The 25,085-nt window shown below is 62.0% G+C and carries 24 protein-coding genes; 9 read left to right on the top strand and 15 right to left on the bottom strand.

Annotated features, from left to right (window positions below; translation table 11 throughout):
- Positions 1-203 precede the first annotated feature (203 nt).
- Positions 204-1,244, bottom strand: coding sequence for an AraC family transcriptional regulator (locus KW846_RS18670; protein WP_218484147.1), 1,041 nt, complete (start codon positions 1,242-1,244; stop codon positions 204-206).
- A gap of 71 nt (positions 1,245-1,315) precedes the next feature.
- Between KW846_RS18670 and KW846_RS18665 the strand changes: the two genes are divergently transcribed.
- Positions 1,316-2,230 (top strand): LysR family transcriptional regulator, encoded by a 915-nt coding sequence (locus KW846_RS18665; RefSeq protein ID WP_218484144.1) that lies wholly within the window; start codon positions 1,316-1,318, stop codon positions 2,228-2,230.
- Positions 2,231-2,431: 201 nt separating this feature from the next.
- Here the strand turns inward: KW846_RS18665 and KW846_RS18660 are convergent, their stop codons facing one another.
- Positions 2,432-3,352 (bottom strand): LysR family transcriptional regulator, encoded by a 921-nt coding sequence (locus KW846_RS18660; protein ID WP_256356785.1) that lies wholly within the window; start codon positions 3,350-3,352, stop codon positions 2,432-2,434.
- Positions 3,353-3,446: 94 nt separating this feature from the next.
- On the opposite strand from KW846_RS18660, the gene KW846_RS18655 reads away from it, so the two are divergent.
- Positions 3,447-4,286: an AraC family transcriptional regulator gene (locus tag KW846_RS18655; protein ID WP_218484142.1), complete on the top strand. Its 840-nt coding sequence runs from the start codon at positions 3,447-3,449 to the stop codon at positions 4,284-4,286.
- Between the two features lie 336 nt (positions 4,287-4,622).
- Here the strand turns inward: KW846_RS18655 and KW846_RS18650 are convergent, their stop codons facing one another.
- Both KW846_RS18650 and KW846_RS18645 read right to left on the bottom strand, forming a co-directional pair.
- Entirely contained in the window at positions 4,623-5,933 is a 1,311-nt protein-coding gene (locus KW846_RS18650) for an ATP-binding protein (protein ID WP_218484139.1), read from the bottom strand.
- Positions 5,930-6,670, bottom strand: a complete 741-nt coding sequence (locus KW846_RS18645) for a response regulator (protein WP_008050458.1) — start codon at positions 6,668-6,670, stop codon at positions 5,930-5,932. The genes KW846_RS18650 and KW846_RS18645 overlap by 4 nt, the downstream gene beginning before the upstream one ends.
- Before the next feature lie 306 nt (positions 6,671-6,976).
- On the opposite strand from KW846_RS18645, the gene KW846_RS18640 reads away from it, so the two are divergent.
- From KW846_RS18640 to KW846_RS18630, 3 genes are all read left to right on the top strand, one after another.
- Entirely contained in the window at positions 6,977-7,240 is a 264-nt protein-coding gene (locus KW846_RS18640; RefSeq protein ID WP_007978355.1) for a DUF2790 domain-containing protein, read from the top strand.
- A 48-nt stretch (positions 7,241-7,288) separates the two neighbouring features.
- Complete coding sequence (locus KW846_RS18635) at positions 7,289-7,543, top strand: hypothetical protein (RefSeq protein ID WP_095968207.1); 255 nt, start codon at positions 7,289-7,291, stop codon at positions 7,541-7,543.
- 160 nt (positions 7,544-7,703) lie between these two features.
- Positions 7,704-8,921 carry a cytochrome c biogenesis protein DipZ gene (locus KW846_RS18630; RefSeq protein WP_218484137.1) on the top strand — a complete coding sequence of 406 codons (1,218 nt, stop codon included), beginning with the start codon at positions 7,704-7,706 and terminating at the stop codon, positions 8,919-8,921.
- A 9-nt stretch (positions 8,922-8,930) separates the two neighbouring features.
- Here KW846_RS18630 and KW846_RS18625 read toward each other — a convergent pair whose 3' ends face one another.
- Positions 8,931-9,923, bottom strand: a complete 993-nt coding sequence (locus tag KW846_RS18625; protein WP_218484135.1) for an AraC family transcriptional regulator — start codon at positions 9,921-9,923, stop codon at positions 8,931-8,933.
- A 177-nt stretch (positions 9,924-10,100) separates the two neighbouring features.
- On the opposite strand from KW846_RS18625, the gene KW846_RS18620 reads away from it, so the two are divergent.
- Positions 10,101-10,370, top strand: coding sequence for a DUF4242 domain-containing protein (locus tag KW846_RS18620; RefSeq protein WP_218484132.1), 270 nt, complete (start codon positions 10,101-10,103; stop codon positions 10,368-10,370).
- Positions 10,371-10,414: 44 nt separating this feature from the next.
- Positions 10,415-11,227 (top strand): class I SAM-dependent methyltransferase, encoded by an 813-nt coding sequence (locus KW846_RS18615; protein ID WP_218484129.1) that lies wholly within the window; start codon positions 10,415-10,417, stop codon positions 11,225-11,227.
- Positions 11,228-11,351: 124 nt separating this feature from the next.
- On the opposite strand, the gene KW846_RS18610 is transcribed toward KW846_RS18615, so the two are convergent.
- A complete protein-coding gene (locus tag KW846_RS18610) occupies positions 11,352-11,738 on the bottom strand; it encodes a DUF488 domain-containing protein (protein ID WP_218484126.1) in 387 nt (128 codons plus the stop codon).
- A gap of 2 nt (positions 11,739-11,740) precedes the next feature.
- Complete coding sequence (gene pcsA / locus KW846_RS18605) at positions 11,741-12,463, bottom strand: phosphatidylcholine synthase (RefSeq protein WP_218484123.1); 723 nt, start codon at positions 12,461-12,463, stop codon at positions 11,741-11,743.
- 256 nt (positions 12,464-12,719) lie between these two features.
- Between pcsA and KW846_RS18600 the strand changes: the two genes are divergently transcribed.
- Positions 12,720-13,448, top strand: coding sequence for a tellurite resistance TerB family protein (locus tag KW846_RS18600; RefSeq protein WP_218484121.1), 729 nt, complete (start codon positions 12,720-12,722; stop codon positions 13,446-13,448).
- A gap of 248 nt (positions 13,449-13,696) precedes the next feature.
- Entirely contained in the window at positions 13,697-15,709 is a 2,013-nt protein-coding gene (gene ligD, locus KW846_RS18595; protein WP_218484119.1) for a DNA ligase D, read from the top strand.
- Positions 15,710-15,857: 148 nt separating this feature from the next.
- Here ligD and KW846_RS18590 read toward each other — a convergent pair whose 3' ends face one another.
- From KW846_RS18590 to potE, 8 genes are all read right to left on the bottom strand, one after another.
- A complete protein-coding gene (locus tag KW846_RS18590; protein ID WP_218484117.1) occupies positions 15,858-16,532 on the bottom strand; it encodes a DUF3313 domain-containing protein in 675 nt (224 codons plus the stop codon).
- Between the two features lie 50 nt (positions 16,533-16,582).
- On the bottom strand, positions 16,583-17,851 hold the full coding sequence (locus KW846_RS18585) for an OmpP1/FadL family transporter (RefSeq protein ID WP_218484116.1): 1,269 nt from the start codon (positions 17,849-17,851) through the stop codon (positions 16,583-16,585).
- Between the two features lie 69 nt (positions 17,852-17,920).
- Positions 17,921-19,534: an arylsulfatase gene (locus KW846_RS18580; protein WP_218479984.1), complete on the bottom strand. Its 1,614-nt coding sequence runs from the start codon at positions 19,532-19,534 to the stop codon at positions 17,921-17,923.
- Between the two features lie 216 nt (positions 19,535-19,750).
- Positions 19,751-20,029 carry a DUF3303 domain-containing protein gene (locus KW846_RS18575; protein ID WP_116263655.1) on the bottom strand — a complete coding sequence of 93 codons (279 nt, stop codon included), beginning with the start codon at positions 20,027-20,029 and terminating at the stop codon, positions 19,751-19,753.
- A gap of 201 nt (positions 20,030-20,230) precedes the next feature.
- On the bottom strand, positions 20,231-20,770 hold the full coding sequence (locus KW846_RS18570; RefSeq protein ID WP_218484114.1) for an HD domain-containing protein: 540 nt from the start codon (positions 20,768-20,770) through the stop codon (positions 20,231-20,233).
- The gene (locus KW846_RS18565) at positions 20,770-21,171 is read right to left on the bottom strand and encodes a hypothetical protein (RefSeq protein ID WP_007978077.1); all 402 of its coding nucleotides are present in this window, start codon (positions 21,169-21,171) and stop codon (positions 20,770-20,772) included. The genes KW846_RS18570 and KW846_RS18565 overlap by 1 nt, the downstream gene beginning before the upstream one ends.
- A 186-nt stretch (positions 21,172-21,357) precedes the next feature.
- Positions 21,358-23,643 (bottom strand): Orn/Lys/Arg decarboxylase N-terminal domain-containing protein, encoded by a 2,286-nt coding sequence (locus tag KW846_RS18560; RefSeq protein WP_007978079.1) that lies wholly within the window; start codon positions 23,641-23,643, stop codon positions 21,358-21,360.
- Positions 23,640-25,049, bottom strand: a complete 1,410-nt coding sequence (gene potE / locus KW846_RS18555) for a putrescine-ornithine antiporter (protein WP_007978081.1) — start codon at positions 25,047-25,049, stop codon at positions 23,640-23,642. The genes KW846_RS18560 and potE overlap by 4 nt, the downstream gene beginning before the upstream one ends.
- Positions 25,050-25,085: the final 36 nt, after the last annotated feature.

The raw sequence follows: 25,085 nt of genomic DNA, 5'->3' as shown, positions 1-25,085 counted from the left end.
GATCATCCGTAAAACCGCAGCCATCCATCGACGTCCGACCCCTGACAATCGCTGTCAGGATTGCGGACACTCAACCCACCCATCATTTGTAGCTGGAAACCGGGGGGACGCAAAAACCAATGGCACCCGTGACGCACGAGCCTGGTTTTTGTGGGAGCTTTACCTGGCTCCTACAGTTTCCCGGGAATGAGCAAAGAACCTTTTTATTGTCCCTGCCGGGCTCGCCAGGCGCCCGGCGCGCACCCCAGCCACCGCAGGCAGGCACGGTTGAAGCTTTGTACATCGCTGTAGCCCAGGCGATCGGAAATCTCCACCAGCTCCAGGTCTGTCCCCTGCAAAAAATCTTCGGCCCGGAAGCGGCGGTACTCGTCGAGCAACTCGGAAAAACTCCAGCCCAATGCCTTCAAACGTCGGGCTGCGGTGCGCTCAAGCAGGTGCTGGGCGCTACACCATTGCTGCCAGTTGGCTTGTGCAAGGTCGACGATCAAGTGGTCGCAGACTTGCTCCAGCAAGTTCGGTTCGCTGTTGCGTCGGGTCTGCTCCAGCAGTTCGACCAGTGTCTGCTCCAGTTCATGATTGCCCGGCGTCAACGGGATGACGAACAGTTGTGGATCGAGGCGGATCGAGTGTTGTGCCTGTTGCCATTGCACAGGGGCGCGAAAGGCTTGCTCGTGATTCTGCGGGTTGGCGGTGCAGGGCCCGGTCAGCCCGATGCCCAGCACCGGATCGCGTTCCAGGCCGCTGGCGAGGAACTTGCGCCGCAACATGCTGCACAGGCTGATGAGGATGTAATCGGCGGTGGCTGTGCTGGCTTTCACGCTGCCGCGATCAAGCAGACGCAGTTCGACAGTGTCGCCGCCGCGCAGGATCTGCGCCTGGAAGTGCCCGTTGAAAAACGGAAAGAAGCGCACGAAATACTGGCAGGCACTGTCCAGTGATTCGGCCACATCGAACAGGTACGTCAGGCCATTGGTGGCGGTGGAAACGAAGCGCCGACCGGCCGCCAGACCGATCAGCGGGTCGCCGGTCCGTTCCAGGGCAAACGCCCAGAAGCGCCGCGACATGAACAGCGGAACGCGCATGAATGGCGTGCGCAACTCGAACAGGCTGCGACGAAACAGGCCTTCGATGTGTTCGCGGTCCACACCACGGGCCAGCAACTCTTCGATGGCCGGCAGCAGGGTCGGCGCGTAGAACGCATTGGGTATGGCTTGATCGTGCAGTGGCTGATCGCTTTTTGTCATGTAGGGCTCACAGCTTGTTCCGGAACACTGGTTAGGCTGCCCGACGTTAAGCGATTTGCCGGAGCAAGACCATGCTTGATTTACGCCAGCTCGATTTGAACCTGTTGCTCGCCTTCGATGCGATTTACCAGCAGCGCAGCGTCACCCGTGCCGCCGAGGTGATGTGCCTGTCGCAACCGGCCATGAGCAACGCGTTGCGTCGCCTGCGCGAGTTGTGCGGCGATCCGCTGTTCATCAAAAGTCGCCTGGGCGTGACGCCGACACTGGTCGCCCATCGTCTGGCCGACTACGTGCGTGCGGCACTCGAGTCATTGCGCGATGGCTTGCGCATGATCCCCGCTGCGCGGCAGAACAATCCGCTGCTGCGCATCAGTTGCCTGGATTGCCTGCAACCGGTGCTGCTCGATGCCTTGCTCGAATCGCCCCATGCCGATTGGCAGGTGCGCTATTTCCAGCCCCGGCGCCGTGACGCCTTGCAGGACCTGGCCAGCGGCAAGCTGGATATCCTGATCGATCTCGACCAGCCGCTGGCGGGGCTTGCTGGCCTGCACAAGCAGGCATTGCCCGCGGACCATTACGTGTTTGCCTATGGCGCCGCGCTCAAGGCGCCGCCGCGCACCCTGCAGGAATACCTGGAGCAACCGCAGATTCAGGTGTCGAGCCGCCGCGACGGACTCAGCCCGGTGGACTTGCAGCTTGGCTTGAAAGGCCTGCGCCGCCATATCGCAATGAGCACCCAGAGCACCCTGGCCGCGAAACTGATCGCCGATCGCCAGCCGCTGGGCATCAGCCTGCCAAGCCGGGTCGCCAGTGTGCTGGGCTTGCAACACGTGCCGCTGCCCCTGGACGAGCCCGTGGAGTTGAAACTGGCGCTGTACATCGAGTCCCGCTATCGCTTCGAGCGCAGCCGCGAGGAGGCGATGCATTGCCTGCTGCGCGCCCTCGGTGAGCCCCGGGCATTGCAGGCGCTGGCGCGGCGGGCGTGACGCCCACCCAACCAGGGTTGTGCATTGCAATGTGGCGAGGGGGCTTGTCGGAACGCCGCATCGCCCCGTTCGACCGAGAAGCGGTCGTAATACCAATGTTGGTTCTACCCGAAGAAACAGGCTGGCAGTTTTAGGGCCGCTTCGCAGCCCAACGGGGGCAAGCCCCCTCGCCACATGGATTTGTGGAGCTGCTTGAGGGGCCTAGTTCGACGCCAGCAAACGCCGGTCAACCGTCAGCACCGCCTCGACCATCGCCAGCGCCGCCGGTGTCAGGGAGTGTCCTGCGCGGCTGACGATGCCGTAGTGCAATTGCAGGCCGGGGTCGCCCTTGGGCACGTCGGCAAACTCCAGCAGGCGGATCTGGCCCTGCTCGACCAGTTCGGCCAGGGCCTCCATGGTCGCGATGCCCACCGCGTCCGAGCGCATCACCACGCGGCGGATGGCATCAAACTGCGCGCATTCCACGCTCGGGTTGAAGTCCGCCTCGCCCTGCGCGTCGGCGAGGATCTTGCGGATCATCGGCGGTATTCGCGTGCCGACCACCGCGTAGTCGAGCAGGGCGCGCAGGGACAGGTCCTGCTGTTGCACCAGCGGATGACCGACACGGCAAAAGAACCGCCCGCGCCGGGGTCGTAACAGCTGTACCTGATACTGCGGGTCGCCGGTGAAGTACCGCGCGTCGGCCACGAGGAATTCGATCTGCTGTTCACGAAGCCAGACCGCCAGTTGTTCCCAGTCGCCCTGGTGAAAACTGATGCGGATCGCCGGGTGCGCCTGGATGAATTCCGCCAGCGCCTCGGGCACCAGCACCTGGGCCGGATACGGGCCACAGCCGAAGTGCAACTCGCCACCGGTCAGGCCGTTGTATTGCGTCAGTTCGTTGTGCAAGGCCTGGCTGCCGGCGAGCAGGCGCCGGGCATGTTGCAGCACAAGTTCACCCTGGCCCGTCAGGCGGAATTCGCGGCTGCTGCGCTCCACCAACGCGCAGTCGAGGTCGCGCTCCAGGGTCTGGATGCTGCGGCTGAAGGCCGGTTGGCTGAGGTTGATCGCCTCGGCCGCACGCCCGAAATTGCGGTAATCGGCCAGGGCGACAAGGTGGCGGAGTTGTCGTAGATCCATCATGCGTCTCCTGCATTTTGCGGATACTTTTAATGCATTGGATCGATAGCACAGAGGCTGGCATAAGTACACGCCTGTCTTCTCGCCGTAACGTGCCATGACCTGCCAACCGTTCATTTCCAGCGCCTTCACCCGCACCATTCTCAGCCATGCCCGGCAGTCCGGCCTGTGCCAGGAGCAACTGCTGCAACGGGCCGGCATCTGTCTTTCGTTGCTCGAAGGGCAGGATCTGCATGTGCCTGCGCACCTGGTCGAGCGCCTGTGGAACGAGTGCGAACGTGCGGGCGCGGGGGTGTCGTTTGGCTGTGAACTGGTCAATGGTATGGCGACCACCACGTTGCGGGGTTTGAACATCCTGCTGGACTCCGCCGCCACCCTGCGCGCGAGCCTGGCGTGCTTCACTGATTTCCTGCCACGGGTGACCAACTATGTGGTGGCGGAGCTGGAGGAGGGTGACGGGCAGGCTCGCCTGCATCTGCGCAATGCTGACCGGCAGGCGCACTTTTTCGGCCTCGACGCGGCGACCCTGACGTTGGTGCGCAACATTGCCCGACGTTTGGGGCGGGCGCCGGCCGAGGTGTTTGTCAGCGTGCGCCTGACGCCGCAGCAGGCTGCCGGGCAGTGGTTGCGTAGCGTGGGTATCGAGGTGCTGGAGGGGGAACATCCGTGTTTGAGCCTGCCAGCGGTTAGCCTGGATGAGCCGTTGCTGGGGGCTAATGCGTTTTTGCATCAGAGCATGTTGCGGCATTGGCAGACTGCTGCCGCGCAACAGAGTCGTAGCGACAGTCTGGAGTTGGCGCGGCATTGGTTGACGGCCGGCGATCAGCCGATTGAGCGAATTGCCGAGCGGCTTGGGTATCGGCAGCCCAGTAATTTTATTCGGGCGTTTCGTAAGCGGTTTGGGATTACGCCCAAGCAGTTTCGTCTGGGGGTGTAGTCTTTGTTGGGTACATATCCGATATTCATGTAATGGCGGCTGGCGGTTTCACCCTTACGTACGGCCCCTCGCTCCGGTATTCATCTTCGGGGGCGGGTGGATCAAGATCAAGAGCGGCAGGCGAGCTAACGCTCGGTCTGTCGGAGCTGCCGAAGGCTGCGATCTTTTGATCTTGATCTTCCGCCCTTTCGACATGGTCAAAAATCAAAATCAAAAGATCGCAGCCTTCGGCAGCTCCTACAGGGAAACACTCTTCCATCAGTACCAGGTCGGCCGGTAGGCATCTGTGGGAGATTCTACGGCTGGTCGAACATCCTCACCCCCAAGCCAATGCCTCTACCCCGGCAATTTCAGCTCCGCGCACAACCCACCCCCTTCACGATTGCTCAAGGTCAACGACCCTCCAATGGCGATCGCCAGTTGCTGGGCAATGGCCAGTCCCAACCCGGTGCCGCCGGTGCTGCGGTTGCGGGAGTTTTCCACGCGGTAGAACGGCTCCATCACTTGCTTCAGTTCTTCCTCGGCGATCCCCGGACCACGGTCGAGGATCTTGATCGACAGCTTGCCGTCGGCCTGTTTTTCCACGCGCAACTCGGCAGCTCCGGCAAATTTCAATGCGTTGTCCGTCAGGTTGACCAGCACCCGGCGCAGGGCGTGGGGGCGGGTGTCGATGACGGTGGTGCTCTTGCCTGTGAGCTGAACGTCCTTGCCCATGTCCTGGTAGTCGAATACCAGGCTGTCGAGGAACGAGTCGAGGTCGGTGCGGCGGCTTTCTTCGGTGGCGCCGTGGATGCTGCGGGCGTAGGCGACGCCTTCGCGTACCAGGTGTTCCATCTCGCCCAGGTCGTTCCACAGTTTGTCTTTTTCGCTGGAGTCGTCCATGAACTCGGCGCGCAGTTTCATGCGGGTGATGGGGGTTTGCAGGTCGTGGGAGATCGCCGCGAGCAATTGCATGCGTTCCTTCAGGTACGCCGCGATGCGTGCCTGCATCGCGTTGAAGGCCTTGGCCGCGTGGGCGACTTCGGTCGGGCCTTTTTCGTCCAGGAGCACGGGGTGGGCGTTGGGGTCCAGGGTTTCGACGGCATCGGCGAGGCGGGTGAGGGGGCGGATGGCGATTCTGACCGCCAGCCAGGAACAGGCGAGCATCAGCGCCAGTTGCCCGAGCAACACGATGGGCAGCCAGGGCGACAGCGGCACCATCGCCGGGCGGAGGTCAATGGTCAGCGGGCTGCCATCCGCCAGGTTCAGGTGCACTTGGAAGTGTTTTTTCGGCCCGGGGATGTCGGTAAAGGTCATCGGATAATCGTGGCCGATGGCGTCCTTGATCGAGGCGATGGCAATGGGCGCATCGGGCATGTCGGTGCGGATGGGTGTGCCCGGCGACCCCTCGTCGAGCAGGTAACTGTAGTTGCGCCGCTCCAGTTGTTTGAGCCACCCGGCCCGTTCATTGGCGGGCAGGCGGTCGAGGATGGCAATGGAGGTGGAAACATCGGTTTCCAGGTTGCCGAGCATGGTGTTTTTCGAGGATTCGTAGCGTTCGTAGTACTGCGCACCGAAGGACAATGCCTGGGCGAGGATCAAGCCGATCAGGAAAATCAGCGACAGCCGCGAGGCCAGGGTCCGCGGCCAATGCAGCGCCCGCGTCATGATTGATCGCCCAGGATTTCCACCGGCAGGGAAAACACATAGCCTTCGCTGCGCACGGTCTTGATGTAGGCCGGTTCGCGGGCGTCGTCGAGCAGGCGCTGGCGCAGGCGACTGACCAAAAGATCGATGGAGCGATCGAACAGATCGGCGTCGCGGCCCTGGGTCAGGTTGAGCAATTGATCACGGTTGAGCACCCGTTGCGGATGATCGAGAAACACCCGCAGCAGTCGATATTCGGCGCCGCTCAGGGCGACCATGGTGCCGTCTTCATCGAGCAGGTGACGTGCCGAGGTGTCCAGGCGCCAACGGCCGAAGGCCAACAGGCGGCTGGCTTCGGTCACCACCAGGTTCGGCGGCAGCATGCGGGTGCGCCGCAGCACCGCGTTGATCCGCGCCAGCAGCTCACGGGCAGCGAAGGGTTTGACCAGGTAGTCGTCGGCGCCCATTTCCAGGCCGAGGATGCGGTCGGTTTCATCGTTGCGCGCGGTGAGCATCAGCACCGGCGTGGCCTTGTGTTTGCCGGCGCGCAATTCGCGGCAGAGCAACAGGCCATCGTCCCCCGGCATCATGATGTCCAGCACGATCAGGTCCACCGGGGTGGTTTCCAGAAACGCGCGCATCTGCCGCCCATCCGCCACGACGGTGGTGCGCAGGCCGTTCTTCTTCAGGTAGTTGCCTACCAGCTCGCGGATTTCGCGGTCATCGTCAACGATGAGGATGTGATCAACGTGATCCATTGGGCCAAACCTCTGATGAATGGAGAATGCCACACAGTCTATCGAGCCCGGGCGGGGTCGCCTGCCGCCCTTTGTATTGCAGTGTATCCGGCCTGCCTGGGGATACACACGAAGGCAAAAAAGCCGATTTTCAGGGGTTTTGTATTGCTCTGTATCTGCGCGCGGTTCTGATACGTACCGATTGATTCACGCCGATTCCCGACACAGACGAGATACCTCGCAGGCTTTTAATAGGTTCCATCGAGGCAAACCAGAGCGCCTCGGCCCAACGAACCAACGACCTGTTGAAACCTTGAGGAACTCGCCATGAACACCAAAGCCGTTTACGCCGCTTGCCTGTTTGCCGCCCTGAACATCTGCACCCTGTCGGCCCGCGCCGAAGCCGATGTTGCGCCAAAAACCTACACTTACGGCAGCCATCTTGACATCAGGAAAGTGGTTTCGCTGACTGAGGACGCTACGCCTTCCTGCGGTGTGGTCAATGCACGGCTGACGTACCTCGACTCCCAGTCGAAAACCCAGGTGCTGGATTACAGCAAATTCGCCGACCACTGCAACTCGGAAAACTGAGTGCTGCGATCAACGACCGCCTAATCCCATTGAATCAGGAAGGACATCATGAACAACGTATCCCGCTTTCTTACCGCCATCGCCTTTTCCGTCGCCGGTGCGGCAGCCCATGCCAACGCCTCTGTCGAGCAAAGCGCCTGCGGCAGCAACACCTGCTTCCAGCTGACGCCCGTGGCGGAGAAGGGCACCCAGGGCTTCCTTGCGCAAGACGGTTCCAGCCGCACGCCGCAAGGCCAGATGCTCGCCGAGAACGGTGCCAGCCGCACGCCTCAGGGGCAGTTGCTGGATGAACAGACAGCTTGAAAACACCTCAATCCACTGTGGGAGCTGGCTTGCCAGCGAAGGCGGCCTTGCAGGTGACATCTCCATTGAATGTACCGGCCTCTTCGTCGGAACGCCGCCCGGAGCAAGCCCGCTCCCACAATGATCGTGTGTCGTCCTCTGATTTGTATTAGGTGATCCCATGTTACTCATCGCTTTCCTGGGCGGCATATTGACCGTCCTCAGCCCGTGCATCCTGCCGGTCGTGCCCTTCCTGTTCGCCGGGGCCGATCGCACACGTTCCTCGATCCTGCTGACCCTCGGTGGCATGGTCCTGACCTTCGCCCTGGTCTCCAGCCTGGCCGTGGTCAGCACCGAGTGGGTGATACAGGCCAGCAACACCGGCCGCCACGTCGCCCTGTTCGTCATGGTGCTGTTCGCCCTGTCACTGATTTCCGCCCGGGTCGGTGACTGGCTGGCGCGCCCCTTCGTGCTGCTGGGCAATCGCATCGACCCGGACTCGCGCAAGGTGTCCGGGCCGCTGGCGTCGATCATGATCGGTGTCGCCACCGGGCTGCTCTGGGCACCCTGCGCCGGGCCAATCCTCGGAGTGATTCTTACCAGCGCCATGCTGCGGGGCGCGAACGCCGGTACCAGCCTGTTGTTGGTGGCCTATGGCGCCGGCAGTGCGCTGTCCCTGGGTGCCTTGATCTTTGCCGGCCGTGGCCTGGTTAATCGCTTGAAACCGTCGATTCCGGTCACTGGCTGGCTGCGCCGGGGCGCCGGGGTTGCGGTGCTGGCCGGTGCGGTGGTGATCGCAACGGGGGCCAATGACCTGTTGCTGGCCAACACCTCATCGCAAGGTGTCAGCCGTATCGAGAAAGGCGTGCTGGAGACCGTGCCGAAAGTCGTCGATTACCTGGTCAGCAAGGTCCAGGCCGACAGCACCATGGGCAACGCCCAGGGCCCGATGCCGTCGCTGTCCGGCGCGGTGGACTGGATCAACTCACCGGCACTGACCAACGAAGCCCTCAAAGGCAAGGTGGTGCTGGTGGACTTCTGGACCTTCGACTGCATCAACTGCAAGCACACCCTGCCGTACGTGAAGGACTGGGCGAAGAAATATGAAAAGGACGGACTGGTGGTGATCGGTGTGCACACGCCTGAATACGGCTTTGAACGCATCATCGACAACGTCAGGGACAAGGTGAAGGAATACGGCATCACCTACCCGGTGGCGATCGACAACAACTACGCGATCTGGCGCAACTTCGACAACCAGTACTGGCCGGCGCACTACATCATCGATGCCAAGGGGCAGGTGCGTTACACCCACTTCGGCGAAGGTAGCTACGACACGCAGGAGAAAGTGATCCAGCAGTTGCTGGAGGAGGCCAAGGCCAGCGCGCCAGCGGCGTGAACGGCCTGATCAGTGGCTCACGGGCATAGCCTCGTGGGCCATGTTTTTTTTCTCCTGACCACGCCGCCACGCCGCTGGCGGTGCACCGAACTCGCGTCGAAAGGCGCGGCTGAAGGCGGTATCGGTCTGGTAACCCACTTCCTCGGCGATGCGCGTCAATGAGTTGTTGCTGCTGCGCAACAGGTTGGCGGCGAGCAACATCCGCCATTGCGTCAGGTACTGCATCGGCGATACCCCTACCAGTTGCTGGAAGCGCTCGGCCAACACCGATCTTGAAGTGCTGGCGGTGCGCGCCAGTTCGTCCAGCGTCCAGGCGTGGCAGGGCTTTTTGTGCAAGGCGTTGAGGGCGGCGCCGACGATGCGGTCGCGTACTCCGGCCAGCCAGCCGGTGCGGCCTTCGCCCTGTTCGTTCATGTACAGGCGCAGCACTTCGATGAACAACACTTCGGCGAGTTTGGCCAGGACCCCTTCGCCGCCGGGGCGGGGCGAGCGGGCTTCGGCGAGGGCGTAGCGCACGGAGGATTCCAGCCAGATACCGGCACTCGAATCGCGCACATTGACCCGCACCACGGGTGGCAAACCCTTGAGCAACATGCCCGCCAGGCGCGTGTCGCACGCCAGGTAGCCGCATACCAGGCGGGTGACCGCGCCACCACCGCCATAGCTCAGCTGACGGGGCCGGCGTGCCAGCACCGCATCCAGTCGCGCACCCGTGGCCGGGGGCAATCCGGGTCGGGAGCACATGCGATGGGCGTCGCCCTGGGGGAAGATCACCACGTCGCCGGCGCTCAGCAGCAGCGGCGGGTCATCGCCCAGCTCGACGTAGCACTCGCCCTCGGTGATCAGGTGAAAGATCACCACCCGTTCCGCATCGGGCTCCAGGAACGGCGCGGCCGTGTCGGCGCTGGGCGACTGGTAGCACCAGGGCGCGGTGAATCGGGCGTTGATGAAGATCGCGCCGACCAGGTGCACCACCCGCAGGGTCTGTGACAGAGCGTCCATAGGGATTTCCCCGTGACAGGATTCCTGATTGTGAACGCGTCGGTGCGCCGTGTGGAATCTCCGGACGATCGGGCAGGCTTGGGCGACGATCGGGCAGGACGCCAGCGCCCGTCAGGACGATAGTTGGATCACAGGGTGAATGCGCCCTGCCATCCAGAACAATAAAGAGAGGTTGCCATGCCTAAGTTCGTCATTGAACGTGAGATCCAGGGCGCCGGAGCCCTGTCGGAAAGGGATTTGAAAGCCGCTTCGCTAAAGTCCTGCCAGGCTTTGCGTGAGTTGCCGGAGGTACAGTGGCTGCAGAGCTATGTCACCGGTGACAAGCTCTACTGCGTGTACATCTCGCCGAGCGAGGCGCAGATCCAGGAGCATGCCAGGATCAGTGGTTTTCCCGCCAATCGCATTTCCCAGGTCATGAACATCATCGATCCGACGACAGCGGAGTAACCGCGATCAGGCCCGATACGTGTTTCAACCCAGAGACTGCCTCCATGAGTACACCCATTGATCTGACTGCCTTGAAAATCCGCCAGATGGCCTCCTGGGCCAGCGGCGACTACGCCGTGATCGGCACCACCCTGCAAATCGTCGGCGAGCAACTGGCCGAAGCCTGCGACCTGTTGTGCGATGAGCGCGTGCTCGACGTCGCCGCCGGCAACGGCAACGCGACCCTCGCGGCCGCGCGCCGGGGCTGCCAGGTGACGTCCACCGACTATGTCGCCGCCTTGCTCGAGCGCGGCGAAGAGCGGGCCCGGGCAGAACGCCTGAAGGTCGCTTTCCAGGTCGCCGATGCCGAAGCCTTGCCCTTCGCCGACGGCAGCTTCGACGCCGTGCTTTCCACGTTCGGGGTGATGTTCACGCCGGACCAGCCCAAGGCCGCCGCGGAGCTGGCGCGAGTCTGCCGCCCGGGCGGGCGGATCGGCCTGGCCAACTGGACACCGGAAGGCTTCGTCGGCCAGATGTTCAAGACCCTGGGCCAGCACCTGCCACCTGCGCCGGGAGCGAATCCACCCTCGCGCTGGGGCACCGAAGCCTGGCTGCACGAGCATTTCGACGAGCGGGAATTCCTGCTGCAGGTGACGCGCCGCACGTTCAATTTCCGCTATCGCTCGACGGCGCATTTCATCGACACCTTCCGCAGCTGGTACGGGCCGATGCACAAAGCCTTCGCCGCACTGCCGGCGGATGGCGCCAAGGCGCTGGAAGCGGACCTCACCGAGCTGATCAACCGGATGAACCGGGCGGGCGACAAGTCGCTGGTGGTGCCGAGTGAGTACCTGGAGGTGGTGATCACGCGGCGTTGATCAAAAGATCGCAGCCTGCGGCAGCTCCTACATTGTGAATGCCGTCCCCCTGTAGGAGCTGCCGCAGGCTGCGATCTTTTGATGTTGAACCCCAACACACAGAGAGGTGGAGCCGCCATGGCAACTAAACCACCACAGCCCCCCGCGCCTCCAGCAACTCGCGCAACACCGACCGATGACAATGCGCTTCATCCTCGCAATAACACCCCACGGCCAAGGACGTCCCGTGAGACAGCGCAGCCAGCAAGTCCAGCATCTGGCTGGCAGCGGGCTGGTTCATCTCGGCCTTGAACTTGCGCCGGAACACCTCCCAGGCCTTGGCACCCTGCGCAGCCTTGGCTTCGGCCACCAGTTCCGCGCTGGGTGCCAGCAAGGGCTGCCAGACATCATAAAAGTCCCGGCTGGCGAATTCGGCTTTCGGTACGCCACGGGGAGGGCGGCGTACCGTGCCCAGGCGCAAGCCTTCGTCGGGGCGACGCGGCGAACCCAGTTGAACGATATGGACCGGCATGGCTACTTGAGCCGCGATTCGTCGAACCACTCCAGCGCCGTGCGCCAGAAGCAGATACCGAGGAAATACGCCGACATCAGCAGCCACAGCCCCATCACCATCGGGTTGATCAACGGATGGTTGAGCACCAGCGACAAGCTGCACAGCAACCAGATGGCCGTCACCGCAATGTTGATCGGCATGAACCGGCGCACGCGGAACGGGTGCAGGAATTTCATCCGGGTCACGGTCAGCAGGGCCAGGCCAATGATGGTCAGGAAGGTGATCCACGGCGACGGGGCGATGATGTACAGGCACAGGGCAACCACGTTCCAGGCGGCGGGGAAGCCCTGGAAGTAGTTGTCCTTGCTCTTCATGTTGACGTTGCAGAAGCAGAACAGCGACGACACCAGAATCAGCGACACGCTCAGCAGCAGGGTGTAGTCCGGCAACGGGATGTAGCGATAGATGAACAGCGCCGGGATAAACACATACGTCAGGTAATCGATCACCAGGTCGAGGATCGAGCCATCGAAGCTCGGCAACACCGACTGCACGTTGACCTTGCGCGCCAGTGCGCCGTCCAGTCCGTCGACGATCAGGGCGACACCCAGCCACAGCAGGCAATGGGTCGGCTGGTTATCCAGCAGGGACAGGGTGGCGAGGAAAGCGGTGACCACGCCGGTGGCCGTAAAACCATGGGCGCCCCATGCTTTGAGTCTGGCGATGTACAGGGTTGAAATCACAGGGGCGTTCTCCAGTAAATGAAGCAAGCCAGTTGACGCCCCACATAAGGGACGGTGGCAACCGGGTCGGGTTGCAGGTATCGACCGGGTATCCGCGGATAAGGTTCACCACCTATGAATCTTAGCCGCGCTGAAAAAAAATACCCCGGACAATCCGCCGTGACGCGGGCGTGTCAGCCCAACGGCGCTGGCACATTCGTCTGCGAGGTCTATCGTTGCCTGTCTGGACAGAACCCTTCCCAAGAGGACAAGCGTCATGAACACCAGCGATCTGCTCGAACAGTTACTGCGCGCCGGCCAGGGCTCGATGGCGCAACAGGGGGGCGGTGGCGCGTCGGCCCAAGGCGGGCTCGGCGACCTGGGCGGATTGCTCGGCGGGTTGTTGGGCGGTGGCGCCGGTGCGGGTGCGGGCGGCGGTGGCGCAGGGTTGGGCGGTTTGCTCGGTGGTTTGCTGGGCGGCGGCTCGCCGATGGGCGGCGCACCGCAAAGCCGCTCCGGTGGCGGCACCAATTACGCGGCGCTGGCGTCCCTCGGCATGATGGCGTTCCAGGCGTATCAGGCCTGGCAACGCAGCCAGGCGTCGGCCCCCCAGGAAGCGCCGCGCACAGTGGACTTGCTGGCCGGCCCGGAAGCCGAGGAACACAGCCATGCGATCCTGCGGGCATTGATTGCCGCGGCCAAGGCCGATGGCCGGATCGATGATTCCGAAAAACAGATGATCAGCACTGAAATCGGCCGTCACACCGACGATCCGCAATTGCAGCAATGGCTGGACGATGAGGTCGCCAAGCCGCTGGACCCCAATGAAGTGGCGCAGTCGGCCACCGACCCCGGCATGGCCTCGGAGATGTACCTGGCCAGCGTGATGCTGGTGGACGACCAGCAGGACGCCGAGCGCAACTATCTGGATGAGCTGGCCGCGGCATTGCAGATCGAGCCAGAGTTGCAATTGCATCTGGAGCAGCAGGCCAAGGGCACTGCCTGACCGGCTACATGACACATCCATATGTAGGAGCTGGCTTGCCAGCGATGGCGGCGTGTCAGGCAACCTCAATACTGGTCATGCCGTCCTCTTCGCTGGCAAGCCAGCTCCTACAGGTTTGTGGGGGAGCACGCGCCACAAGCCCGTCCGTCCGGGCCTTTTCAACACCGATTGAATTATTGCGCCGCTCGCCGGCTCTGCTTGGTTAAGAGACGTTTGCATCCGACGTCCTGGCGCGAAGCAGGTGAGCCATGCCCCGCAACCTCGATGACAGGCGCGATTTTTCGGCGACTGGCGAGCCAGCCGCCCAACGCTCACGCAAGGAAAAACCATCGCCATTGACCGGCGCCCGCAAAGCCAGGTTGCCGGACCTGCTCAAGCCGCAATTGGCGACGCTGGTGGACAGGGTCCCGGACGGCGCGTGGAGCTACGAAATCAAGTTCGATGGCTACCGGATCATGGCCCGCATCGACCATGGTGACGTCAGGCTGATCACCCGCAATGGCCACGACTGGACCCACAAACTGCCAGAGCAGGCCCAGGCCCTGGTCGCGCTGGGCCTGGAATCGGCGTGGCTCGATGGCGAAATGGTGGTGGCCGACGACCAGAGTGTGCCGGACTTTCAGGCGTTGCAAAACGCCTTCGAGGCGCAGCGCAACGATGGCATTCTCTACTACCTGTTCGACCTGCCGTACCTCAATGGCGTGGACTTGCGCGAAGTGCCGGTAGAAGAACGTCGGGCCGCGCTGGCGACTGTGCTCAAAGCCAATGACCAGCCCTTGCTGCGCTTCTCCGAGTCGTTTGGCGAGGAGCCGCATGCCTTGCTCGACAGCGCCTGCCAGATGCGCATGGAAGGCTTGATCGGCAAGCGTCTGGGGTCGCCCTATGTCTCCCGGCGCAGCAGTGACTGGGTCAAGCTCAAATGCCGGCATCGGCAGGAGTTCGTCATCGTCGGATTCACCGAGCCGAAAGGCTCGCGCCATGCCTTCGGCGCGCTGCTGCTGGGGCTGCATGACCGCGACACTGGCGAGTTGCGCTATGCCGGCAAAGTCGGCACCGGGTTCAACGAAGCGACGCTGCGCAGCCTTCATGAGCAGCTCAAGCCGTTGCAGGTGAAAAAACCGTCGGTGGTCAATCCACCCGGCGGTGCCGAGGTCAGGGATGTGCATTGGCTCAAACCGAAGCTGCTGGCAGAAGTGGCTTTCGCTGAAATGACCCGGGACGGCTCAGTGCGCCATGCTGTTTTCCATGGCCTGCGCAATGACAAACCGGCACACGACATCACCGAGGAGCGCGCGAACACCGTGAAAATCTCCACTGCGAAAAAAACCGCTGCCACACAAAAGAAGCCCGACCCCGCACCCTCGCAAACCGGCCTGGAAGCGGGGCAGGTGCGCATCACTCACCCGGACCGGGTGATCGACCCCGGCAGCGGCACCACCAAGCTGCAACTGGCGCAGTACTACGCGAGTGTCGCCGAGTGGATCCTGCCCGAACTCAAGGACCGCCCGGTGGCGCTGGTGCGTGCACCGGACGGTATCGCAGGCGAGTTGTTTTTCCAGAAGAATGCCGAGCACCTGGCGATCCCCGGCATCGCCACGCTGGACAAGCAGCTCACCGGTCAGCCGATGATGCTGATCAACAATGCCGAGGCGCTGATTGGCGCGGTGCAGATGAGTACCGTGGAGTTGCATACCTGGAACGCCACGTCGGTCAACTTCGACAAGCCGGACCGTTTTGTCCTCGACCTTGACCCGGACCCGGCGCTGCCATGGAAACGCATGATCGAGGCCACTGAGTTGACGCTGTCGGTGCTGGATGAATTGGGGCTCAAGGCGTTTCTGAAAACCAGCGGCGGCAAGGGCATCCATGTGGTGGTACCGCTGACCCGCAAGCTCGGCTGGGATGAGGTCAAGGACTTCAGCCATGCCATTGTCAGCCACATGGCCAGGCTGCTGCCCGAGCGTTTTTCGGCGGTGTCGGGACCGAAGAACCGGGTGGGGCGGATCTTCATCGATTACCTGCGCAACGGCCTGGGCGCGACCACCATTTGCGCCTACGCCGTCCGTACCCGTGAGGGCCTGCCGGTGTCGATGCCGATCTTTCGCCAAGAGGTTGCCGAACTCAAGGGCGGCAATCAGTGGAACCTGCACAATGCGCTTGAACGCCTGGCTGAAGTCGGTGATGAACCCTGGGCGGACATGCGCAAGACCCGGCAGGCGATCACTGCCGAAATGCGCCGGCGGGTGGGGATGAAGAAGTGACCGCAAGGATCAGGAAGGCCCCCTCATGTGGCGAGGGAGCTTGCTCCCGCTCGACTGCGCAGCAGTCGCAAAACATGTCGTAACCGACAGTCCTGGGGCCGCTACGCAGCCCGGCGCGAGCAAGCTCGCTCGCCACAAGGGTGGGGTGTTACTTGAGGAACGCCTGGAAGTCGGTACCCAGTTTGTCGATCGCCGCCTTGAAGTCCTTGGCGGTAATCTTCTGGCTTTCATTTTCCAGGGTAGTGCCAAACACCTTGCGCACCACTTTGGCCACGGTCTGATTGCTCTTCGCGTCGATGAACTCGGCTTCGATGAACAGGGTGGTGTCCTGGTCACGGTGACCGGTGGCTGCCTGGGTGGCCCCGACGACGGCCGCAATGGGGACCACTTCATACCACTTCATGCCTTCGTTCTCGGCGTTCACCCCGGTAATCGCCGCGCGCATGATCAGGGGCCGGGAACCCGCCGGAGCGGCCGAAGGGGACGACACCACACGGTACCGCTGACCCAGCGTGGCCTTGGCCTTGCTGGTCATGTAGTTCTGAATGTCGGTCAGCGTCTGCTGGTTGACCCGCTCATCGGGTTTGGGCGCCGGGTACAGCTCCAGCTTGTTGAACACCACGGTGTCATAGGCGTTCGGGTTCCACGAAGGGCTGACCCAGCGCATCGCGGTGCCACCGCTCGGCGTTTCGACTTCCTGCAGGTTGTTGTAGTTGGACAGGAAGCCTGAGTACTGTTCCTTCTCAGTCACTTTCGAGGTGCAACCGCCTAGCAACAGACTTGTCAGCGCAGCGCCGACCAGCAGTTTTCGGGACAGATTCATAGTGGTGTCTACTCCTTGGATAAAATCGTCGTTGTTTCGTTTACAAGACATCAAAATCGCCAGGTCATGTTCCCGCTCAGGGCTTGAATCCAGGCATTGTCGAATTCACCGGAAATCTGATTGCCGGATACGGACTTGGTCTGGTCAACCGGCATGTCGCCGAGCCAGACCATGGCCCAGCTGACGTTGATATCGGTGTCCTTGTTCAGAGCATAGGTGGCTCCTGTGGCAATGCGCCAGGATTCGTTCATCGGCACGATCACGCTGCGGTGACCGTCCGACACGGCACTGCTGTCGTACGCCACGCCGACGTTCCACAGCCATTGCTCGGTGGCCTGGTATTGCGCCCCCAGGGACAGGTGCCAGGTGTCCTTGAAGTCGGCGTCGACCGTTGTCGATTGCGCACCGACCGCGGTGGTGTCGACCTGCACGCCGATGTCACCGAATTCCGACCAGTCCTGCCAGTTGACCGAGGCCAGCAAGGCCCATTGCCGGTCCAGTTGCTGGAACAGGCTCAGGGTGACGGTTTGCGGCACCTTCACATCGAGTTCGGTCTTGGTGTTGTTGACGCGCTCGAGTAGTCGACCATCGCCATTCACATCCAGCCGGTCCTCGAAGTCCAGATCGACCTGGCTGGTGTAGGTCAGGCCAATCCGCGTGCCGGCTTGCGGGGCGTAGATCACGCCGACATTCGCCCCGAAACCCCAATCCTGGTCCTTGTACTTGAATTGGCCGTCGGTGCGGTCGGTAAAGCCGAACGGCGAGCGGTCAATCGCGGTCTGGGCTTGCAGCATGCCGTACATGGCCTTTACGCCCAGACCCACCGACCACTGCTCGTTGAAGCGATAAGCCACGCTCGGCACCAACGACAGGCCGAGCAGGCTGGCGTTTTGCGAGAAGTAGCGTCCGGACCAGTCGTTGTCGTAGTTGACCGCCAACCCGAAGTCGCCGTACTGGCCGAAACCGACGCTCCAGTGTTCGTCCAGTTCATGGCTGATGAAGAAACTGCCGCCGGGAATCGGGTCGAGGGCGTTGCCACTGCCGCTGCCCGGGGTGTTGGTGCCGGCGTCGCGGTCGAAGCTCAAGTCACCGTACAGCACCTGCAAGCCGGCGGTGATTTGCGTGCCGGGCAGGTAACTCATGCCCGCCGGGTTGCTGGCGATGGTCGAGGGGCCTTGGGCCCGGGCAGCGGCACCGGCGTTGGCCAGGCCGGCGTTATCGGTGCCGATTTCGTAAAGCATAATGCCGCCGGCCCAGGCCTGTTGGCAGCACAGGGCGAGTAGCGCGGATGCAGATCGGGCAAATGTTCTGGTCGGCATGTATCTACCTCAGCAAATGTCCATTTCGAACACGGGTGGACGGTGCCGGCCACCCGTGGATTCGGCTGTTTACTTGGCCATCTCGGCCCGTGCTGCTGCGATCTTGGCTTTCACCGAGTCAAGGTTGAAGCTCGCGCCTTTTTGCATCGGCGGGAACTCGATCGCGGTTTCGGCCAGTTTGGCGACTTGTTGCTGCACGAATACGAAGCGCCAGAACTGGTACTTGAACCAGTCGAAGTATTGTTGCGAACCCTGCGCGGCCTGATTCTCCGGCCACCCCATGCGCTCGAACGGGTCGAGTCGAAGATTGGTCAGGATCGGCACGTCCACAGCAACTTTAGCCCCCATCCATCCACCCGGCTGGTCAATGAAGCGATATTTGTAGTCGTCTATGCGCACTGCACCCAGGGCACTCTCTCCAAAGTAGAAGATTTCATGCCGGTTCGACGGACCTTTTCCGGTGATCATTGGTGTTTGATCATAGCCGTCCAGGTGAACTTTGTAGGTTGTATCACCCAATTGTTTGCCCTTGAGCAGCTCTGCCGTGATGTTCGGGTTGCCCGCCGCTGCGACCAGGGTCGGGAACCAGTCCAGGCCGGACATGATGCCGTTGGCGACCTGGTTGGCCGGCACCTTGCCCGGCCAGCGAATGATCGCCGGCACCCGAAAGCCGCCTTCCATGACCGTGCCTTTGCCCATGGCGAACGGGGTGGTGCCGCCGTCCGGCCAGGTGAAGTTTTCCGCACCATTGTCGGTAGTGAAAATGACGATGGTGTTGTCGTCCATGCCGTCTTTTTTCAGCTTCGCCAGGACATCGCCAACGACGTCATCGAGCTGCGCCATGCCGGCTTCCTGTTCCGACCAGCCATTTTGCGAGTTGCGCATGGCTTCGTATTTGTCGGACAGGTGCGTGACGATGTGCATGCGGGTCGGGTTGAGCCAGACGAAGAACGGTTTGTTGTCCTGCTTGGCCTTGTCGATGAACGAGAAGGCCTTGTCGCGAATCTCGTCGTCGACGGTTTTCATCCGCTCCGGATAGAGCGTGCCGGCATCTTCGATTTTCTGCTTGCCGACCTTGCCCCAGCGCGGCATGACGGTCGTGTCATCGGTGGTGGTGGCCCAGCTGTGGACCATGTTGCGCGGGCCAACGGTGGCGAGCAGTTCTTGCGGATAGTTGGGGTGCGCCGGGTCTTCCATGGCGTCGAGGTGATAGAGGTAGCCGAAGAATTCGTCGAAGCCGTGCACGGTGGGCAGGAACTCGTTCAAGTCACCCAAGTGATTCTTGCCGAACTGGCCGGTGGCATACCCCATGGCCTTGAGCGCAGTCGCGATGGTAACGGCTTCGGCGGGAATACCCACGGGCGAGCCGGCCTGGCCGACGGTGGTCATGCCGGTGCGAATCGGCAGTTCGCCGGTGATGAAATTGGCGCGCCCGGCCGTGCAACTGGCCTCGGCGTAATAGTCGGTAAAGCGCATGCCTTCAGCGGCGAGTTGGTCGAGGTTGGGTGTTCTGCCAGCCATCATGCCCTGGTTGTAGACGCCGATGTTCGACCAGCCGATATCGTCGCCCATGATCACCAGGATGTTGGGGGCTTTGTCGGCGGCCAGGGTCAGGCCGGGAATTGCCATTGCAGACAGCAACAGCGGTACCGCAAACATCGAGGATAAGGTTGTCCGATTCATGTAGAGCTCCTGCGTACCTGCGTGAGTACATCGAGACGAGCCCCCGACCGTCATTGAAATTCGTAATCCCCGCCAAGAGCGTAGGTTTGAATTACAAAATATCCAGTATTGGTTAGTCAGAAAGTGAGTGTTTCAGGCGCTTTGCACCGCAAGGGCGGACTGGTCAATGCGCGGGTCAAATCGGGCGGCGAGCGATACTCGCCGCCTGCATCGTCATTACCGGGCTGCAGTGGCGGCCAGCAATGGGGCGATTTGCTCATCGGTCAATGCGGCGTGCACGTCCATGCTCATCAGGTCGTTCCATTCCAGCACCCATTTTTGAATCGGCACCAGATCGCTCGCCTCGGCAATGCCGAAGCCGGCCGAACTCCCTACGGCGTGCCAGCGTCCGTGCATGGTAACGCCTGCGGGCGGCGCGCCACCGGTCTTGAGGAAACGTGCGATTGCGGCATCACGGTTGTCCGGGCTGATTGTCCAACTGACGATGAATAACATCGGCCACCTCCTGTTGCGCATCGGCACCTGTCATTGCGCGTACCTGGCTGGTGCCGGGCCGTGGCCACGCTTGGGTTTGCAGTTCCGTCCTGGCTGGCTTGCAGCGAAATCTCCCAAGGAAGGCATAGCAGTGCGCCGCGACTCACGTACGACCACTGATCCTGTTTCGGTGCATTTTCGGGGGGCTGACAGACGCCTGTTTCACCAGCGAAACATGGGCAGCGGCCGTAGGGGCGAGCGGAGTAATTGGCGGGCGGAAAGCTTCATCAGCATCGAGTGAAAACCGTGATCGGGAAAGGTCGATTGCACGGTCTTGATGAAGCTTCGAGGCAGGCCGAAGCGGACCAGGCCCAGTGACACATCCACCAGGTCGGCCCGGCGGAAGGGGTCGACGCTGTCGGCACAGGCGCCGTGATACCGACGCAGCTTGTGGTGCTCGAGTATCAACGCACTGACTTCATCTTTGAGTTGCGGGCGATGTCGGCTGTCGAGATATTCAGTGGCCAGTGCAATGGACGGCGGCAGGTAGTCAAGGGTGTCATCGGTCCAGATACCCAGGTCATGAAACGCCGCTGCGATCTGTACGGCATCCGAGGGCAAACCTTCGGTACCGCTGAGGGCCGCATGGAAATTCAGCACCCGGTAAATGTGGTTGCGGTAGCCCTGCAGGTCGGCGCCGATGGCCAGGGCGAACGAGGTGAGAATCTCGTCGGTGAGGGGGAATTCGAGAATGGGCTTCATCAGGCGTCACGCAACAGGTCGTTGGCATTGAGCAGCTCGTAGGCAATTTCCGGGCGCTTTTCCATGGCTCGGCGAATGGCGGCCGGGATGTTGGCGCGGGTCTTGCGGCACAGCCCCGGCAGTTCGCCGATCTGGATACCGATGCCGCGCATGGTGCGCACCTCATTGACGCCGGGGGCGATGTCCACGCGGATGCCCAACTGTTCGAGCATACGCCGTTGCAGGTGCTCCAGATCGCTCAGGCTCTGCAGATTCTCCAGGCGTTCGATCAGGCGTTTTTCTTCGTTGCGGGTCAGAAACAGAATGCGCAGGTCCGCCCCTGGTGTTTCCAGCAGCGGGTCACGCCCGCAGTCGCAGGCGCCGGGCGGGCAGGGTGAGCGAATTGGAGCGGTGGTGGTCATGGGGATCAATCATAGAGCGCGGTGATTGAGTTTGCCCATAGGGATTTTGGCGTGAAGACGATCTAAAAAAATGTGGGAGCGGGCTTGCTCGCGAAAGCGTCCTGTCATTCGACAATTGCGTCGACTGACACTACGCCTTCGCGAGCAAGCCCGCTCCCACAGGGGGTTGCGGTGAGCCTGCTTGACTTACTTCAGTACCAGCATCCGGTAAACGCCGTCTTCGACTTCGATCCCGTGGGTGTCATGGGTGAAGCCGGGGAAGGATTTGTCGAAGGCTTCCAGTGCCTTGAGATACGCCAGCAGCGGACCGTCCGCGGGGCCTGCGTTCTCACCTGGCATGAGCAGCGGGATGCCTGGCGGGTACGGCACGATACCGGTGGCGGCAAGGCGTCCGGCGGCTTGCTCGAGGGTGACCAGTTCGATGTCGTTGCGCACCAGTTTCTCGTAGGCCTCCACCGGGCTGAATTCGGCTTTTGGCAAGGTGCCGAAGGCCTGGGACATGTTGGCGGTGGTCTTGTGTTTCTTCATGGCGGCAAAGATTTCGTCGGCCAGATCCTTGAGGCCCATGCCGGCATAGCGTCGCTGGTTGGCGTTGTACAGGTCGGGCAGGCACAGCTCCAGTTCGGCGTTGTCGTCGTAGTCGCGCTTGAAGTCGAGCAGGGCGTTGAGCAGCGTGCCCCACTTGCCTTTGGTGATACCGATGGAGAACAGGAACAGGATGGTGAAATCCGTGGTTTTCTCGACCACGATACCCTGGCGGCCCAGGTACGCCGTGATCACACAGGCCGGGATACCGGAGGCGAGCAGGTTGCCGTCGTCGCCCATGCCCGGGGCAAGTACCGATACCTTGATCGGGTCGAGCATGCAATAGCCGTCTTCGATGTCGCCGAAACCGTGCCATACCGCGTTCGGGTGCAGGACCCAGCAGTTCGGGTCGGTTTTCAGCGTAACCGGGTCGACCTCATGGAACGGCACGGTCGCGGCGCCCACCTGTACGGTCGGCGGCTGCCAGCAGGTGAAGAACCAGTCGTCCTTGCTCAGCATCTCGTTGTGCATGCGCGAGAGAACCTGGCGGAAGCTGATGGCTTCTTCGATCGACTCGCTGGTGAGGATCTGTCCGCTTGGCGCTTCCATCATCGCCGAGCTGACGTCGCAGGACGCCATGATCGCGTAGTTCGGCGAGGTCGAGGCGTGCATCATGTACGACTCGTTGAAGCGCGCATGTTCAATCGGGTTACGGCCGTCGCGCACGTGGATCATCGAGGCCTGGGACAGGGCGGCCAGCAACTTGTGGGTCGACTGGGTGGCAAACACGGTCGGCTTGGACTTGTCGTGGTCGGCCGGGTTGCCGTGCATGGCATGGCGTCCGCTGTACAGCGGGTTGAAGCGCGCATAACCGTACCAGGCTTCGTCGAAGTGCAGGCGGTCGACGCTTTCGCCCAGCAACTCTTCGACGCGGGTGACGTTGTAGGTCAGGCCGTCGTAGGTCGAGTTGGTGACGATCGCGTGCACCGGCGTCGGGTCGATGCCTTTCTTGACCAGCGGGTTGTTGGCGATGGCGGCTTTCACGCCTTCGGCACTCAGGGTCTGCGGCAGGATCGGGCCGATGATGCCGTAGCGGTTGCGGGTCGGCACCAGGTAGGTCGGAATGGCCCCGGACAGGGTCATCGCATGCTCGGCGGACTTGTGGCAATTGCGGTCGCACAGGGCGATCTGGTTGCGCGTGACGCTGGCCATGAGAATGACGCGGTTGGACATCGACGAACCGTTGGTCACGTAGTACGTGCGGTGCGCACCGAAGACCTTGGCGGCATAACGTTCGCCCTGGCCGATGGGGCCGCTGTGATCGAGCAGGGAGCCCAGTTCGCCGACCGAGATCGACAGGTCGGAACGCAGCAGGTTTTCACCGAAGAACTCGTAGAAGGCGCGCCCGGCGGTGCTCTTGAGAAACGCGGTGCCGCCGGCATGGCCCGGGGTGTGCCAGGAGTATTCATAGGTGCGGGCAAATTTCACCAGCGCGCCGAACATCGGTGGCAGGGCCGCCTGACGATAGCGTTCGATGGCGGCCAGGATGCGCCCGCTGAGGAAACCGGTGGTGTCTTCGGGCAGCCAGATGAAGTCGTCGGCGTGTTGCATGACCAGCAACGGAATGCTCGACGCGGTGGTACGGTCACTGATCAGGAACACCGGAACGCGGGTGTTGCGCTCGCGCAGTTTGACCAGCAGTTTGATGCAGTCGGCGTGGCCTTCGCTGGTGTCCATTTCCCAGCGGATGAGCACGCACTGAACGGCAGGGTCCGAACGCAGGATCGATGCGGCATCCGAGAGGCTTTCCGAGGCCAGAACACTGACGCCACGTCCCTCTACATCGTGGACCAGATGATCCAGGGCGCGGCCAAACACCGTTCGTTTGTCCGGCGGACTGCTGACCAGTAGCGCCAGCATGCCCAGCGAATGTTTATAGTCCGTCATGCTTGAGTCTCCAGAGTGGCTTTATTCAGATTGTTCACCGGCACTGGCGCGGCAGTGAGGTGCTGCGCGCTGACGGTTTGCGTCGGTACGCTGTTGTTGAGTGCTTCGAGGCGGATCAGGCGGTTGTTGACGAAGCCGAACAGGGTGTAGCCGAAGATCGTGGCGACGCCACCGAGCATCAGGGCCTGCTCGCCGGAACTGTACAGCGCCAGGTAGCTGTAGGCCGCTGCGATCAGCGCAATGACGTTGGTGGCCAGCGCCTTGCCTTCCGGCACATTGGAGACTTTCTGCATGGTCATCAACGCGGCCATGGACAGGATGTACGGCACCAGGTTGGTCACGACCGCGAGGTTGACCAGGGTGTCGAACTGCTTGCTCAGGTCGGGACTGATGGTGAGCAGGGCCAGCGCGGTCTGTGCGGCGAGCAGCACCAGCATGCCGACAATCGGTGTACCTGCCTTGTTGGCCTTGGCGAAGATCGACAGGAAGTAACCGGTGTCGGCCGAGCTTTTGTACACCTGGGCAATGGTGAACTGCCAACCCAGCAACGAACCGATGCAGGCAAGCACCATGGCCGCCATCACGATGTCACCGATCATCGGGGTGAACATCTTGGCGAACACCAGGCCGAACGGCGCGGTGGACGCGACCAGTTCTTCGTTGCCGACGATACCGAAGATGACGTTGGTGGAGACGATGTAGATCACCGCCGCACCCAGGGTGCCGCCCAGCACCGCAATCGGTACGTTGCGCTCAGGGTTTTCCACCGCGTCGGTGTTGGCGCAAGCCGATTCCAGGCCAAGGAAGGCCCACAGGGTGATCGCCACCGAGGCGCCTGCCGCTTCGAACCAGCCTTTGTCATGAGGGTTCCAGCCAGCGGCGTAGACGCTGCTGTCGAAATAGAACCAGCCCACCGTGGACACCAGCACCACCGGTGCAATCACACCCCAGACGGTGATCGCGCCGATCCGGCCGGTAATGCGCGCGCCGCCAAAGTTGGCGAAGGTGGTGATCCACAACAAGGCAATGGTCGCGAGACCTACCTGCAGTGAATCAAGTTTTATTCCGAACAACGTCTGTATGTAGCCAACCGCGGTAATACTGATCGCCACGTTGGCAATCAACAGTGAGAGGCCGTAGGTGTAGTTGGTGATGTAGTTACCGGCTTTACCGAACGTGTATTCGGCATAACCGCCCATGCCGCCGGTCTTGCGGCTGAGCATCCCGCATCGCGCAAAGGCGTAGGCCAGAGCCAGGGAGCCGGTGGCCGTCACCAGCCAGGAAAGAATCGAAATTGCACCGACTTCCGCTAGTTTCGTCGGTAGTAGCACAATGCCTGAGCCCAACATGTTGACGGCGGTCAACATTGTCAGTTGCCCTACACTCATTTTTTTTGCGACTGACATTCCGTTGCCTCACTTAGTTGGCGATTGAGAGTCTTA

Origin of the sequence: Pseudomonas sp. PDM32 (assembly GCF_019219225.1) — a bacterium.
In the GTDB taxonomy this organism is placed as follows: domain Bacteria; phylum Pseudomonadota; class Gammaproteobacteria; order Pseudomonadales; family Pseudomonadaceae; genus Aquipseudomonas; species Aquipseudomonas laurylsulfatiphila.
Note: the sequence above shows the minus strand (reverse complement) of the source record. Positions and strands in the feature narration are given on the sequence as shown.

Bases quoted from the DNA above. Each gene is read 5' to 3' on its own strand.
- KW846_RS18620 (WP_218484132.1), top strand. From the start codon at position 10,101: ATGCCTAAGTTCGTCATTGAACGTGAGATCCAGGGCGCCGGAGCCCTG.
- KW846_RS18580 (WP_218479984.1), bottom strand. From the start codon at position 19,534: ATGAATCGGACAACCTTATCCTCGATGTTTGCGGTACCGCTGTTGCTG.
- KW846_RS18635 (WP_095968207.1), top strand. From the start codon at position 7,289: ATGAACAACGTATCCCGCTTTCTTACCGCCATCGCCTTTTCCGTCGCC.
- KW846_RS18610 (WP_218484126.1), bottom strand. From the start codon at position 11,738: ATGCCGGTCCATATCGTTCAACTGGGTTCGCCGCGTCGCCCCGACGAA.
- KW846_RS18570 (WP_218484114.1), bottom strand. From the start codon at position 20,770: ATGAAGCCCATTCTCGAATTCCCCCTCACCGACGAGATTCTCACCTCG.
- KW846_RS18560 (WP_007978079.1), bottom strand. From the start codon at position 23,643: ATGACGGACTATAAACATTCGCTGGGCATGCTGGCGCTACTGGTCAGC.
- KW846_RS18640 (WP_007978355.1), top strand. From the start codon at position 6,977: ATGAACACCAAAGCCGTTTACGCCGCTTGCCTGTTTGCCGCCCTGAAC.
- KW846_RS18665 (WP_218484144.1), top strand. From the start codon at position 1,316: ATGCTTGATTTACGCCAGCTCGATTTGAACCTGTTGCTCGCCTTCGAT.
- ligD (WP_218484119.1), top strand. From the start codon at position 13,697: ATGCCCCGCAACCTCGATGACAGGCGCGATTTTTCGGCGACTGGCGAG.
- KW846_RS18670 (WP_218484147.1), bottom strand. From the start codon at position 1,244: ATGACAAAAAGCGATCAGCCACTGCACGATCAAGCCATACCCAATGCG.
- KW846_RS18615 (WP_218484129.1), top strand. From the start codon at position 10,415: ATGAGTACACCCATTGATCTGACTGCCTTGAAAATCCGCCAGATGGCC.
- potE (WP_007978081.1), bottom strand. From the start codon at position 25,049: ATGTCAGTCGCAAAAAAAATGAGTGTAGGGCAACTGACAATGTTGACC.
- KW846_RS18645 (WP_008050458.1), bottom strand. From the start codon at position 6,670: ATGGATCACGTTGATCACATCCTCATCGTTGACGATGACCGCGAAATC.
- KW846_RS18600 (WP_218484121.1), top strand. From the start codon at position 12,720: ATGAACACCAGCGATCTGCTCGAACAGTTACTGCGCGCCGGCCAGGGC.
- KW846_RS18660 (WP_256356785.1), bottom strand. From the start codon at position 3,352: ATGATGGATCTACGACAACTCCGCCACCTTGTCGCCCTGGCCGATTAC.
- KW846_RS18650 (WP_218484139.1), bottom strand. From the start codon at position 5,933: ATGACGCGGGCGCTGCATTGGCCGCGGACCCTGGCCTCGCGGCTGTCG.
- KW846_RS18565 (WP_007978077.1), bottom strand. From the start codon at position 21,171: ATGACCACCACCGCTCCAATTCGCTCACCCTGCCCGCCCGGCGCCTGC.
- KW846_RS18655 (WP_218484142.1), top strand. From the start codon at position 3,447: ATGACCTGCCAACCGTTCATTTCCAGCGCCTTCACCCGCACCATTCTC.
- KW846_RS18625 (WP_218484135.1), bottom strand. From the start codon at position 9,923: ATGGACGCTCTGTCACAGACCCTGCGGGTGGTGCACCTGGTCGGCGCG.
- KW846_RS18630 (WP_218484137.1), top strand. From the start codon at position 7,704: ATGTTACTCATCGCTTTCCTGGGCGGCATATTGACCGTCCTCAGCCCG.
- KW846_RS18585 (WP_218484116.1), bottom strand. From the start codon at position 17,851: ATGCCGACCAGAACATTTGCCCGATCTGCATCCGCGCTACTCGCCCTG.
- KW846_RS18590 (WP_218484117.1), bottom strand. From the start codon at position 16,532: ATGAATCTGTCCCGAAAACTGCTGGTCGGCGCTGCGCTGACAAGTCTG.
- KW846_RS18575 (WP_116263655.1), bottom strand. From the start codon at position 20,029: ATGTTATTCATCGTCAGTTGGACAATCAGCCCGGACAACCGTGATGCC.